This window comes from Shewanella aegiceratis (genome assembly GCF_019457495.1).
Taxonomy (GTDB): domain Bacteria; phylum Pseudomonadota; class Gammaproteobacteria; order Enterobacterales; family Shewanellaceae; genus Shewanella; species Shewanella loihica.
Genome location: NZ_CP080416.1, coordinates 635,439 through 649,497 on the forward strand (window position 1 = coordinate 635,439; position 14,059 = coordinate 649,497).

General features: G+C 52.5%; 12 protein-coding genes. All 12 read left to right on the plus strand.

The features are described from left to right. The first annotated feature begins 13 nt into the window (after positions 1 to 13). A complete protein-coding gene (hflX, locus tag K0H80_RS02885) occupies positions 14 to 1,312 on the plus strand; it encodes a ribosome rescue GTPase HflX (protein ID WP_011864373.1) in 1,299 nt (432 codons plus the stop codon). A gap of 43 nt (positions 1,313 to 1,355) precedes the next feature. Beyond that, positions 1,356 to 2,498, plus strand: coding sequence for an FtsH protease activity modulator HflK (gene hflK, locus K0H80_RS02890; RefSeq protein ID WP_220044170.1), 1,143 nt, complete (start codon positions 1,356 to 1,358; stop codon positions 2,496 to 2,498). Positions 2,499 to 2,500: 2 nt separating this feature from the next. After that, positions 2,501 to 3,379, plus strand: a complete 879-nt coding sequence (gene hflC / locus K0H80_RS02895) for a protease modulator HflC (protein ID WP_011864375.1) — start codon at positions 2,501 to 2,503, stop codon at positions 3,377 to 3,379. 334 nt (positions 3,380 to 3,713) lie between these two features. Then, positions 3,714 to 4,304, plus strand: a complete 591-nt coding sequence (gene petA / locus K0H80_RS02900; RefSeq protein WP_011864376.1) for a ubiquinol-cytochrome c reductase iron-sulfur subunit — start codon at positions 3,714 to 3,716, stop codon at positions 4,302 to 4,304. Then, complete coding sequence (locus K0H80_RS02905; protein WP_011864377.1) at positions 4,304 to 5,518, plus strand: cytochrome b; 1,215 nt, start codon at positions 4,304 to 4,306, stop codon at positions 5,516 to 5,518. Before petA ends, K0H80_RS02905 begins: the two co-directional genes overlap by 1 nt. Further along, the gene (locus K0H80_RS02910; RefSeq protein WP_144199728.1) at positions 5,518 to 6,219 is read left to right on the plus strand and encodes a cytochrome c1; all 702 of its coding nucleotides are present in this window, start codon (positions 5,518 to 5,520) and stop codon (positions 6,217 to 6,219) included. The genes K0H80_RS02905 and K0H80_RS02910 overlap by 1 nt, the downstream gene beginning before the upstream one ends. Before the next feature lie 108 nt (positions 6,220 to 6,327). Then, on the plus strand, positions 6,328 to 6,957 hold the full coding sequence (gene sspA, locus K0H80_RS02915; protein WP_011864379.1) for a stringent starvation protein SspA: 630 nt from the start codon (positions 6,328 to 6,330) through the stop codon (positions 6,955 to 6,957). A 1-nt stretch (position 6,958) separates the two neighbouring features. Then, a complete protein-coding gene (locus K0H80_RS02920) occupies positions 6,959 to 7,417 on the plus strand; it encodes a ClpXP protease specificity-enhancing factor (protein ID WP_220044171.1) in 459 nt (152 codons plus the stop codon). 206 nt (positions 7,418 to 7,623) lie between these two features. Next, the gene (locus K0H80_RS02925) at positions 7,624 to 8,211 is read left to right on the plus strand and encodes an anthranilate synthase component II (RefSeq protein WP_220073033.1); all 588 of its coding nucleotides are present in this window, start codon (positions 7,624 to 7,626) and stop codon (positions 8,209 to 8,211) included. A 182-nt stretch (positions 8,212 to 8,393) separates the two neighbouring features. After that, the gene (locus tag K0H80_RS02930; RefSeq protein ID WP_220073034.1) at positions 8,394 to 10,880 is read left to right on the plus strand and encodes a S9 family peptidase; all 2,487 of its coding nucleotides are present in this window, start codon (positions 8,394 to 8,396) and stop codon (positions 10,878 to 10,880) included. Between the two features lie 110 nt (positions 10,881 to 10,990). Continuing rightward, entirely contained in the window at positions 10,991 to 12,136 is a 1,146-nt protein-coding gene (locus K0H80_RS02935; protein ID WP_220073035.1) for an HDOD domain-containing protein, read from the plus strand. A 588-nt stretch (positions 12,137 to 12,724) separates the two neighbouring features. Beyond that, on the plus strand, positions 12,725 to 13,942 hold the full coding sequence (locus tag K0H80_RS02940) for an aspartate aminotransferase family protein (protein ID WP_011864384.1): 1,218 nt from the start codon (positions 12,725 to 12,727) through the stop codon (positions 13,940 to 13,942). The last annotated feature ends 117 nt before the right edge of the window (positions 13,943 to 14,059 follow it).

Consider the following 14,059-nt stretch of genomic DNA (forward strand, 5'->3'; position numbering starts at 1 on the left):
AGGAGTTCGATTTTTGTTTGAACGCTATGAGGCGGGAGAAGCTGCAGTACTTGTCCATATCGACTTTTCAGATGAAGACAGTAGGGAAGATATTACCGAACTTCGTTTATTGGTCGAATCGGCAGGCGCTGAAACCGTTGGCGTGATCACGGGAAGTCGTCGTTCTCCAGATAGAAAGTATTTTGTTGGTACAGGTAAAGCGGAAGAGTTGGCAGCCATGGTTGCCGCCACTGACGCCAATGTGGTGATTTTTAACCACGCCTTGAGTCCTGCACAAGAGCGTAATCTTGAGCTGATCTGTCAGTGTCGGGTCTTAGACCGTACGACGCTGATTTTGGATATTTTTGCTCAGCGCGCCAGGACCTATGAGGGTAAGTTGCAGGTGGAGCTAGCGCAATTGCGCCACATGTCGACGCGCCTGATTCGTGGTTGGACTCACCTTGAACGGCAAAAAGGTGGTATCGGCCTACGGGGACCGGGTGAAACCCAGCTGGAAACCGACAGACGTCTGCTGCGTGGTCGTATCAAGACCATCAACAAGCGGCTGGAAAAGGTCGATAAACAGCGTGAACAGAGTCGCCGGGCGAGGCAGCGAAGCGAGCTCGCCACCGTGTCTTTGGTGGGTTACACCAACGCCGGTAAGTCGACCCTATTTAACGCCTTGACCGTCTCCGAGGTCTATGCCGCCGACCAGCTGTTTGCGACACTCGATCCGACCCTGCGTAAGTTAGACTTACAAGACGGTTCGGTCATTTTGGCCGATACGGTCGGTTTCATCAGACACCTTCCCCATGATCTCGTGGCGGCGTTTAAGGCCACCCTGCAGGAAACCCGCGAAGCGGATCTTCTGCTGCATGTGGTTGACAGTGCTGATGAAAACATGGGCGACAATTTTGAACAGGTACAACTCGTACTCAAAGAGATTGGCGCCGAAGAGATTCCACAGTTGATCGTCTGTAACAAGATAGATCTCTTGGAAGATGTGGGACCTAAGATCGACTATGACGGCGATGGGGTCCCTATACGTGTTTGGGTTTCGGCCCAGCAGAGTCTAGGCTTGGATTTGCTCGAAAAGGCCATCAACCAGTTGGTTGGACGGGCCATATTGGAGCTTACCTTGCGAATTCCGGCGACGGCCGGGCATTATCTTGGTCAGTTTTATCGACTGGATGTGATACAGCAGAAAGAGTATGACGATCTGGGGAACTGTATCTTGTCTGTTCGTTTGTTGGAGGCCGACTGGCACCGATTAGCGAAGCAGAGCCAAGGGGAGTTGGAAACCTTTATTGTTGAAACCGCAGCAATAGAGTAGTTTTTAGTAATCTCGTTTATTTCATACACCTATGGAGTGCTAAATGGCTTGGAACGAGCCCGGTAACAAGGGTCAAGACCCTTGGGGAAACAAGAACGGCAATGACAAGGGGCCGCCAGATCTTGACGAAGTATTTAAGAATATTTCGAAGCGTTTTGGGGGTAAAGGAAATGGCGCTGGCGGTGGATTCAGCGCGCTAGGTTTTATCATTGTATTAGGCATCGCCGTTGTCGTATGGGGCCTGTCAGGTTTCTATACGGTGAAAGAAGCCGAAAAGGGTGTGGCGCTACGCTTTGGCAAGTATATTGGCCAAGTGGAGCCGGGCCTACAGTGGAAGGCGACCTTCATCGATGAAGTCTTCCCGGTGAACGTGAGCAACGTTCGCTCAATTCCAGCCTCGGGCAGCATGCTCACCGCCGACGAGAACGTCGTCCTGGTGGAGCTGGATGTACAGTATATTGTGGTCGATGCCTATCGTTACCTGTTTAGCGCGGTCGATGCCAATTCGAGCCTGCGTGAGGCTACCGATAGCGCGCTGCGTTATGTGGTGGGCCACAACAAGATGGACGATATCCTGACCACTGGTCGTGATCAGATCCGTCGTGACACCTGGGAAGAGGTCGAGCGCATCATCAAGCCTTATAACCTGGGCATAGAGATCCGCGACGTAAACTTCTTGCCGGCTCGTCCGCCGGAAGAGGTGAAAGACGCCTTCGATGACGCTATCGCCGCACAGGAAGATGAGCAGCGTTTCATTCGTGAAGCCGAAGCCTATTCACGTGAAGTCGAGCCTAAGGCTCGCGGTACGGTACAGCGCATGGAGCAGCAGGCGAACGCCTATAAAGAACGTGAGATCCTAGAGGCTCGCGGTAAGGTGGCTCGCTTCGAGAAGCTGTTGCCTGAATATAAGGCGGCGCCAGAAGTGACGCGTGATCGTCTTTACATAGATGCTATGTCTAATGTCCTCTCGGGTACCAACAAGGTGCTGGTGGATTCGAAGGCGGGCAACAACATGATGTATCTGCCACTGGATAAGTTAATGGAGCAGCGTCCACAGACTAAGACCAGCAAGCCTGTCGAGGTGGACTCGGTCAATGACTCAGTTAACAGCATAGTAAATAGTGTTGGCATGCCGTTAGATGGAAGGCCTTCTCGTAGCGACCGCACTCGCCAGGGGAGAAACTAATCATGGGTAGATTATCTGTTATTATTGCGGCCATCTTAGTCGCTATGGGTCTATCGTCCCTGATGGTGGTCAACGAGGGTGAACGCGCTATCGTGTCGCGCTTTGGTAAGATCATCAAAGATGAGGGCGTAACCCGCATCTATAAGCCGGGTCTGCATATTAAGCTGCCGGTGATAGATAAGATCAAGTATCTCGACTCTCGCATCCAGACCATGGATGGCGCGGCGGATCGTTTCGTCACCTCAGAGAAGAAAGACTTGATGGTTGACTCTTACGTGAAGTGGCGCATCAAAGATCACGAGAAGTACTATCTCGCGACCAATGGTGGTAACAAGGTTCAGGCGGAATCTCTGCTCCAGCGTAAGATCAACAACGACCTGCGTACCGAGTTTGGTCGTCGCACTATCAAGGATATCGTCTCTGGTAGCCGTGATGAGCTACAGCAAGATGCGCTGCGAAACGCCTCTGACAGTGCTCAGGACCTGGGTATCGAGGTGGTCGACGTGCGTGTTAAGCAGATCAACCTGCCTGCCAACGTGAGCTCTAGCATCTACCAGCGTATGCGCGCCGAGCGTACCGCTGTGGCGAAAGAGCACCGCGCTCAGGGTAAGGAGCAGTCTGAGATCATTCGCGCCAAGACAGACGCCAGCGTGACCATTCAGATCGCCGAAGCCGAACGTAAGGCGCTGCAAGTGCGTGGTGAGGGTGATGCCATCGCCGCTAAGATCTACGCCGATGCCTATAAGAAGGACCCTGAGTTCTTCTCTTTCCTGCGTAGTCTTGAGGCTTATCAGGCGAGTTTCGGTAACGGTTCTAACGTTATGGTGCTCGAGCCAGAAGGTGATTTCTTCAAGTATATGAAGAGCGCCGACGCGAAATAGTTCTCATTGAGGATTATTGAGATTAAAGCCCGACGAGTTCGGGCTTTTTTATCGCTTATTTCTGCAAGTTACTAATTTAGTTTTGATTGTTATTCTCGTTTACCATTTTATCAGGTAAAATCCTGACAGTTTTATCCCGCTCTTGCTGCACATTTTCTTCTAGAATGAGCAATTTCCTAACATAGTTAACTTTGTGCTTTGTTTTACTATGATCTGCTTCTAATTTTTGGCTATAATGAGCCCCGCCTCAAATTTGATTTTTGCGCTTTGGGGTAAAACCCCAATTTCAAAAATTTTTAAAACAAAAATTCCAACACTCTCTGGAGATAAGTGGATGAGCAATGCGCCAGTCGATACCGGACGTCGCAGATTCCTGACCGCAGCAACCGCCGTAGTGGGTGGTGCTGGTGCCGTCGCTGTAGCGGTTCCTTTTATAAAGTCGTGGAATCCGAGTGCCAAAGCGAAAGCTGCAGGTGCGCCGGTAGAAGTAAATATTAGTAAGTTAGAGCCGGGTCAGCTGATCCGTGTTGAATGGCGTGGAAAGCCTGTATGGGTTGTCCGCCGCACTGAAGAGATCTTAAAGGGTCTTGCTACTCACGATGATAAGTTGCGCGATCCAGCGTCTAACGAAGAGCAACAACCTGCCTACGCGCAGAACGCCGTTCGCTCAATCAAGCCTGAGTACTTTATTGCCGTTGGTCTGTGTACGCACTTAGGTTGTTCTCCAACGTATCTGCCTGATACATTCGGTGAACAGGTTGAAGGCGTCGCTTCTGGTTTCTTCTGCCCATGTCATGGCTCTAAGTTTGATATGGCTGGTCGTGTATTCCAGGGTGTTCCAGCGCCGTTGAACCTAGTTGTTCCACCTCATCAATACATTGATGACGGCAACGTGATCATCGGTGTCGACCAGGGGGCTGCATAATGGTTAAGAATATTATCGATTGGATTGATGCGCGCATCCCTATGACGGCGACCTACAACCGTCACGTAGGTCAATATGCGACGCCGACCAACTTCAACTTCTGGTACTTCTTTGGCTCGCTAGCCATGCTAGTACTGGTTAACCAGCTGCTGACTGGTATCTGGTTGACCATGAACTATGTACCAACCGCAGAAGGTGCCTTCGCCTCTATCGAATACATCATGCGTGATGTCGAGTACGGCTGGTTGCTGCGTTACATGCACTCTACCGGTGCATCGGCCTTCTTCGTGGTGGTTTATCTGCACATGTTCCGTGGTCTGATCTACGGTTCTTATCAGAAGCCTCGTGAGCTGCTGTGGCTGTTCGGTATGTTGATCTTCCTCGTACTGATGGCTGAAGCTTTCATGGGTTACCTACTTCCTTGGGGACAGATGTCTTACTGGGGCGCACAGGTAATTATCTCTCTGTTTGGTGCTATCCCTGTTATCGGTGACGACCTGACACTATGGATTCGTGGTGACTTCGTTGTTTCTGGTGCGACACTGAACCGCTTCTTCGCGCTACACGTTATCGCGCTGCCTTTGGTGCTTGTGGTTCTGGTGTTCCTACACCTGATCGCTCTGCACGAAGTGGGTTCTAACAACCCAGACGGTATCGAGATCAAGAAGAACAAAGATGAGAATGGCTGGCCGAAAGACGGTATCCCATTCCACCCTTACTACACAGTAAAAGATATCATGGGCGTCGCTGGCTTCCTGATCGTCTTCTGCTACGTATTGTTCTTCATGCCTGAAGGCGGTGGATACTTCCTCGAGAAGCCAAACTTTGAAGCGGCTAACCCGATGAAGACACCTGAGCACATTGCGCCAGTTTGGTACTTCACACCATTCTACGCCATTCTACGTGCGATTCCTGACAAGCTGTTAGGGGTTGTGGGTATGGGTCTAGCGATTGCCGTACTCTTCGTTCTACCTTGGTTAGATCGTTGTAAGGTTAAGTCAATCCGCTACCGTAGCATGATTCATAAGCTGAACATTGGTCAGTTTGCCGTATCTTTCGTTATCTTAGGCTACCTGGGTGCCGTACCTGCGACGCCAACGCTGACAATCGCTGCGCGCGTCTTCACTCTGACATACTTCGGTTTCTTCTTAGCGCTGTGGTTATACAGTAAGAATGAGAAAACTAAGCCTGTACCAGAGAGGTTGACCCACTAATGAAAAAATTACTGATTGCATTAGTTACATTAGTACCATCTCTTGCGTTTGCTGCAGGTGGTGCCCATGTTCATCTAGAAAGTGCTAACGTCGACCTGAAAGACAAAGAGTCACTGCAACGTGGTCTGGATACTTTCCAGCACTACTGTTCAGGCTGTCACAGCACTCAGTACCAGCGTTACAACCGTGTAGCCGAAGACCTGGGTATCTCAGTTGACGATATGCGTAACAAGTATATGCTCAACGCCGATGCCAAAGTGGGCGACCTGATGGAAAATGCTATTCCTGAAGTCGACGCGGCGAAATGGTTCGGTGCAGCGCCACCGGATCTGACTCTGGTTGCACGTGTACGTGGCGAAGACTGGATCTACACCTACCTGAAGAGTTTCTACAAAGATGAGACTCGTCCATTTGGTGTAAACAACACTGTCTTCCCGTCAGTGGCTATGCCGCACGTACTGCAAGAGCTGCAAGGTCTGCAGGTTAAGCAAGAAGACGGTAGCTTCGTTGCTACTGGTGGAAAGCTGACTGCCGAAGAATATGATCAAGTCGTTCGTGACATCACAGGTTTCCTGGTTTACTCAGGCGAGCCGGTAAAACTTGAGCGTGAAAGCTTAGGTTGGTGGGTAATGGGCTTCCTGTTTATTTTCTTTATTGTGGCCTACCTCTTGAAGAAAGAGTACTGGAAAGATGTACACTAACCCCCAATAGAGGTTAGAATATATTATCCGCATATTATAAACGGGGGGCTTTGCCCCTCGTTTGTTTTTGCTTTTTTAGCTTTCATATTTAAATCTTGGAGGGTATCAATGGCTGTTGCTGCCAATAAACGCTCAATCATGACCCTGTTTTCAGGCGCCGACGATCTCTATAGCCATCAAGTCCGTATCGTCTTGGCGGAAAAGGGAGTGACTGTCGATGTTCTGCAGGTGGATCCTAGCGATATGCCTGAAGATCTTATTGAGCTAAACCCATACAACACAGTGCCAACTTTGGTTGACCGTGAGTTGGTGCTTTATAACTCACGCATCATCATGGAATACCTGGATGAGCGTTTCCCGCATCCACCTCTGATGCCTGTCTACCCGGTTTCCCGTGGCCAGACGCGTCTGATGATGCACCGTATCGAAAACGACTGGTATAGCTTGGTCGATCGCATCCGTAAGGGTGATCGTGCCGATGAGGCCCGTAAAGAGCTTCAGGAGAGCCTGACCTCTATCGCCCCTATCTTCAACGAGATGCCTTACTTCATGGCCGAAGAGTTTGGTCTGGCCGACTGTTATCTGGGCCCACTATTGTGGCGTCTGCCAGTACTGGGCATCGAGCTGGACAGCCGTACCGCCAAGGAAGTTAAAGCCTACATGACACGTCTATTTGACCGTGACTCATTCAAGGCGTCTTTGACCGAGGCTGAGCGCGAAATGCGCATGGGTATCTAAGATGAAACCTATGACCCCTAACCGTCCTTACCTGTTACAGGCCTATTACGACTGGCTCATGGATAACGAGCTGACCCCTCATGTGGTGGTCGACGCTTATGTGCCCGGTACCCAAGTACCGCAGCAGTATGTGAAAGATGGACAGATAGTGCTTAATATTACCGCCAGTGCCGTGGGTAATTTGCAGATAGGTCATGACTTCATCGAGTTTAATGCCCGCTTCGGCGGCGTACCGCAACAGGTGGTACTGCCTATGGCCTCGATTGTCGCCATCTACGCCAGAGAAAATGGCGCAGGAACCGTGTTCGATCAGGAAGAAGCCTATCAGCTCGAGGCCGATGCCCGCGACTTGGGCCTCTCAGTGGTCGATGAGCCCAAGACAGAAGAGCCGGCTGTGGCCGAGGCTTCTGCCGAGAATGATAAGCCGAAACGTCGCGGTCATCTCACCCTGGTGAAATAACCGGCGCGAACGAGAAAAAACCAGCTTAGGCTGGTTTTTTTGTGCCCGAGAAAAGGCTGGCATGGGTGAGGGCATAGCAGGAGGTAAGCGCTAGGCGTCAGTAGAATGGATGATCCCGCCTGGACTCTGTGTTAGCATCTGCGCCAGAAAAATGCGGCGCAACTCACACCCGCAACTCACACCCAATATACACGAGCACTCTATTCATGATCCTGATGATCGACAATTACGACTCCTTTACCTTCAACCTGGTGCAGTATTTTCAGCAGCTGGGGGAGGAGATTGTCGTCAGGCGCAACGATGAGCTTAGCCTCGCCGACATCCAGGCTTTAGCGCCAAGTAGGCTGGTGATCTCACCCGGTCCCTGCTCGCCTAATGAGGCCGGTATCTCCCTTGAGGCCATTAAGGCCTTCGCCGGTAAGCTGCCCATATTGGGGGTCTGTCTCGGCCACCAGGCGATCGCCCAGGCCTTCGGGGCTCAGGTGGTACGCGCCAAGCGGGTAATGCATGGCAAGACCAGCGCCATCGCTCATACAGGCAAAGGCTTGTTTACCGGGCTGAATCAACCGCTCACCGTCACCCGTTATCACTCCCTCCTGGTCGAGCAGCTGCCCGAGGACTTTACCCTGGATGCCTGGTTCGATGACCCGGTTCACGGCAGGGAGATCATGGCCATGAGCCGGCCCGAGCTTGGCCTGTTCGGCGTGCAGTTTCATCCCGAATCTATCCTCACCGAGCAGGGACTCGAACTGCTGGCAAATTTCGTCAAGCAGAGCATTCCTTCCTGTAACTAAAAGGGTGCTTGAGACCAGCGCCGTGAGTGACTATGGTTAATTGTTAGCTCAATTCTTTTTCAAACTGTTACAAGTTTTATCCCGCCCACATCCTCGTCCCACTCCCATTTTGTGATATAAAAGGCAGCAAAATAACAAGGCTGGGGCCTTAGCCTCGGCGACATAAATAATAAGGAAGGACGATGACGGGCGCGTTTCGTGGATTTGGTCTCAGCATTTTGACCCTCACCATCTTGGGGGGCTGTGCAGCCACCCCTTCAAGCGATACTCAACAGACTCAGGTAACGACTCAGGCAAGCACTCAGGTGGCGTTGGCCACGCCGCCAAGCGTGGATCAGCCGCTGACCCTCAAACAGATCATGGCCAATCCAGATTGGATGGGTATCCTGGCTAAGGGCGAATATTGGAGTGACGACAGCCAGTCGGTTTACTTTGCCCGTCAGGCCCATCAATCGCCGCTACTGGACTACTATCAACAGCCACTCGTCTCGGGCGAGGCCGCCAAGCTAGCGCTCGATGCCCTGCATAAGGCGGATCAGCAGTATGGCGTGATGGATGAGGCCCGCAGCCGCAAGGCCTATATTTATCAGGGCAACCTGTTCGTTAAAGATCTGCTTAGCGGCAAGGTGTCGCAGCTGACCCGTCAAAACACTAAGGTGGACGGGGTGCGTTTCCTCACCAATGGCGATATTGCCTACTGGCAGGGCGAGCAGGTGTTCCGCATTCACGGCGACACTGGCCTGTATGAACAGATCGCCAACATCAAGATGGCCAAGCAGCCCAAAGGGGTCGAGGCGCCTAGCAGCTATATCGCCAAGCAGCAGCATAGACTGATTGAATATGTCGCCCTTAAGCAGAACCAGGCGAAAGAGAAAGAGCAGTATCAGGCGGAGCTTGCCAAGCAAGATCCTACCATGACGGCCAAGACCTGGTATCTGGGCGAGGAGGAGACAGTTTCACAGATGAGCCTGTCACCGGACGGTCGCTACCTGCTACTGTCATTGGTGGACAAGAACTACAGCTGGCGCGCCGAGCATGACATCATGCCTAACTATCTGGGCAGCCAGGGTTATGTGGATGCCGTACCTGCAAGGGCGCGTGTGGCCGAAGATAAGTATCCCGGCGAGCGTCTGGTGCTCTTGGATCTCGAGCAGCATGAGAAGCGTGACATCACCATCGAAGGCCTGACAGGCTTCGATGAAGACGTGCTGGCCGCGGTGAAGGCTGAAAATGCCAAAGCCAATGGCGAGACCTATAAGAGCGAGAAGGCACCGCGTAAGGTGCAGCTGATGCAGGACTGGGGCTGGACTCAGAGCGCCATGCAGTGGCAGGCCAAAGATAATAAGGTCGCCATCATGCTCGAAGCGGTGGACAACAAAGACAGATGGATTGCCACCCTAAACCTCAAGTCGGGCTCATTGAAGACAGAGCACAGACTGCATGACGATGCCTGGGTTAACTACAACTTCAACCAGTTCGGCTGGTTGCCACAAAGCGATACCCTCTATTACCTCTCGGAAGAGACCGGCTATTCCCACCTCTACCTCAAGGCGAGCGGCGCTAAGCCAAAGGCCTTGACCCAGGGTAAGTATGTGGTCAGCGATATCACCCTAGGCCCCAAGGCCGAGTATATCTACTACAAGGCCAACAAAGACCATCCAGGTATCGACAACGTCTATCGCGTCAACCTTGCCGATGGCCAGAGCGAGCAGCTCACCCAGTGGGATGGCCAGCTGGATTACAGCCTGAGCCCAGATGGCAGCAAGCTGCTGCTCAAGGCCTCTCGACGTACTCAGCCGAGCGAACTCTACGTGCAGGCGATTGGCGGTGAACTTAAGCAGCTGACCCACTACACCTCGGATGCCTTCAAGCAATATGCTTGGCAGGCCCCAGAGGTGGTTAAGGTGCCGTCTACCCATGGCGCCGGTGATGTCTATGCCAGAGTCTACCTGCCACAGGGCTTCGATAAGTCACGCAGCGATAAGTACCCTGCGGTGATCTTCAACCATGGCGCCGGTTATCTGCAAAATGCCCACTATGGTTTCTCCGGCTACTTCCGCGAGTTCATGTTCCACAATTTGCTGACTCAGCAGGGTTATGTGGTCATGGACATGGACTATCGTGGCTCTAAAGGCTATGGCCGCGACTGGCGCACGGCGATCTATCGCAACATGGGCCATCCCGAGGTGGAAGATCTGAAGGACGGCGTTAACTGGATGGTGGCCAATACCCATGTGGATCTTAAGCGCGTCGGCACCTACGGCGGCTCTTACGGTGGCTTCCTCACCTTCATGGCGTTGTTTACCGAGCCCGAGCTGTTCCAGGCCGGTGCGGCGCTACGTCCCGTGAGCGACTGGGCGCACTACAACGCGCCATACACCTCTAACATTCTCAACACGCCAGATGTGGATGCTATCGCCTATGAGCGCAGCTCGCCTATCGAGCACGCACAGGGACTGCAGAAGCCGCTGTTGGTGATGAGTGGTGTGCTGGACGATAACGTCTTCTTCCAAGACAGCGTGCGTTTGGTGCAGCGACTGATCGAGCTGGAGAAGCCTATGTTCGAGACCGCCATCTATCCGGTCGAGCCCCACGGCTTCCGTCAGCCTTCGAGCTGGTTAGATGAGTACCGCCGCATCTTCAAGTTGTTCGAGCAAGAGCTTAAATAACCGACCAGGGCCTCATTCGAGGCCCTTTTTATTGCTTGGGGATCTGCCAAGTGCGTGATTTGGTGTAATATAAGCCTAATGCGCTCAATTAGCTGAGGAGAACGGCTTAGGTGGCAAAGTCCATTGCCGGTGGTGTCCGTCCGGGCATCATCATAGATATCGAACACAGGCTTCTGAAACAGATCATCGTGGGTAAGCAGAAGGCCGCGGCCTCCATGTTTGATGACTTAGACCGTGAACTGGAAAACGATGCCAATAAGCTCGCCATCGAGCGCGACGCCGTGTTCGAGCGCCTCTCCAAGCAGATCCAGGCACGGCAAGTGTACGAGGCGGTCTCTAAGCAGCTGATCACTACGGTCAATAGCACCTTGGACAATCAACTGGCCTCGCCAGAGCTGCTGATACTGCACTCGGGCATCAACGCCAGTCAGATGTTGATGCTGGAGCTGCTGCAGCAGAAGAACCTGGATCTGAGCCGGTTGCGCCTGCTTATAGCCGATCTGCCCTGGCTGGCACGGGATCTCACCAACATGGTCAACAGTCCTTCGTTTCGTCATAAGCGACAGCAGCGCTCGGATGTGAAGGTTACCGAGATAAAGCTGGTGCTCAACTTCATCGGTGTCGAAAACCTCAGGCTGCTGATCCCCTATTACTGCTTGCGCAACTGGCTGCCAACCGGGCATGCCAATCTCTTGTGGACCACACGTAAGCTGTGGCGTTACGCCATGGTTACCGGCATCGCCGCCAAGGCACTGGCGCAGCTCAATGAGCAGGACATAGCCACCGCCTACACGAGTAGCCTGCTCTATCAGCTAGGGGTCTCAGTGGTGCTGAAAAATGGCGCCAAGGTCTACGAGAGCATCTGGGGTAACTGGCTCAGAGAGGCCAGTGCCAGCCGTGACAAGGAGCTGCATGACGCCGTGCTGGCCACCGAGTTTCCCGCCGAGGATATCTACCAGCAGGTGCTGCAACATGCCCATACTCTTAACTGGCGCCTGCCTGAGCTGCTGGACTTCTCCGCCAGCGGACTGACTCAGACCCAGAGGGAGCTGGACACCTGTCTTAGCTATAGCGAGTTGTCAACTGAGGCGGCTCTGGTCGCCCGGGCCAGCTGTTATGCCAAGGTGTTGATGCTAGATGAGATGCGGCTGATCTCGCCTAAAGAGAAGCTGATGATGTTCGACTATTATCAGCTCTCGGAGCAGGAGCAGATCCGCCTCAAGGGGCAGAACTACCGCAAGCTAGACCTTTATTAGAGTTCTAGCGCTTCGCGTTAGCCCTCAGCCCGTAAAGCGCGGCTTCTCCCAGGCGTCCAAAACTCAGCTTAACAGTGGCGCCTTCTTCTTACCCTTCGCTACGCATCCCATTGATAGTGATGACATCATTCACCTTGCTGGCTGAGTCTCTCAGCTCACTCGCATCCAACTAATGAAGAGTGGAAACGGCGGTGTACAACAGGGCAGTGAGAATGAACTGTTTTACTGATGCTTTTTAGTGTTATTTGCTGTGGAAATGTTTTACTATCCACGCCACGTCGAAATGTGACTATATATTCATAAAAATTACATTATTAGTTGAATTTTGGGTCGATAAACTTTTTTCTGACTATTTATGCTCAAGCCTAGGTTATAAACGCTTGTATAACCTTTAAGCTCAAATCTTTATGCATTTGTTATGCACATGCTAAGAAGGCTCGACTGGAGGAACTGGTATTTTGATCACGTTTTCGCTATTAATGTCCCCCTAGATAACAAAATAACCGTCACCGATAGGCGTCGCTTTTCGGAAAAAGACGGGTACGACAGGCGATTGAAGCCTTCGGCAACATTGAAAGGATGAGTAGAATGAGCGTGAACCATAAGCTAACCCGAGCCCAGTTTGATGAAGTAATGGTGCCTAATTATGCACCTTCGGCTGTGATCCCTGTCCGTGGTGAGGGTAGCCGTGTTTGGGACCAGGAAGGCAACGAGTTTGTCGACTTCGCCGGCGGTATCGCGGTGAACTGTCTTGGTCATTGTCATCCTGCGCTAGTGGGCGCACTGAAAGAGCAGGGCGAGAAGATCTGGCACCTGGCCAACGTGATGACCAACGAGCCTGCACTGGCACTGGCTACCAAGCTGGTTGAAGCCACCTTCGCCGAGAAGGTTTATTTCGCGAACTCAGGTGCAGAAGCCAACGAAGCGGCCCTTAAGCTGGCCCGCCGTTATGCCCTGGACAAGTTTGGCGCCGAGAAAGATCAGATCATCGCCTTCGATAAGGCCTTCCACGGTCGTACCTTCTTCACCGTGAGCGTGGGTGGCCAGGCGGCCTACTCAGACGGTTTCGGTCCTAAGCCACAGTCTATTACTCACCTACCATTTAACGACATCGCGGCGCTGGAAGCCGAAGTGTCTGACAAGACCTGTGCCATCATGCTCGAGCCACTACAGGGTGAAGGCGGTATCATAGACGCCGATCCTGAGTTCCTGCGCGCCGTGCGTGCCCTGGCCGACAAGCACAACGCCCTGGTGATCTTCGATGAAGTTCAGACAGGTGTGGGCCGTCTTGGTGAGCTTTATGCCTACATGCGCACCGAAGTGACGCCGGACATCCTCACCACAGCCAAGGCGCTGGGTGGTGGTTTCCCTATCGCGGCCATGCTGACGACTACAGAGATCGCCTCTCACCTTAAGATTGGTACCCATGGTTCAACCTACGGCGGTAACCCATTGGCCTGTGCAATCGGTAACGCGGTACTGGACGTAGTGAACACGCCTGAGGTACTCGATGGTGTTAAACGTCGCGAGCAGCTGTTACGTGATGGTCTGAACCAGATCAACGAAAAGTACCATGTGTTCACCGAGGTTCGCGGTCAAGGCCTGCTGCTGGGCGCCGTGCTCAACGAGCAGTACCAGGGTCGTTCGAAAGATTTCTTGGTTGCCGGTACCAGCGAAGGCCTGATGTGCCTGATAGCCGGTCCAAATGTGATCCGCTTTACTCCTTCTCTTGTTATCCCTGAGGCCGATATCGCCGAGGGTCTTGCTCGTTTCGAACGTGCAGTAGCCAAGGTTGTAGCTGGCTAAGCGACAGCATAAGCGCGGCATAACAACCGCGCTTTTTTGTCTGAGAGAAAACCTTGAACCTCAAGCGTGGCATATAGGTCTTAATTGTTAAGGCTGTCTGCGTTTGAACGACAAGGA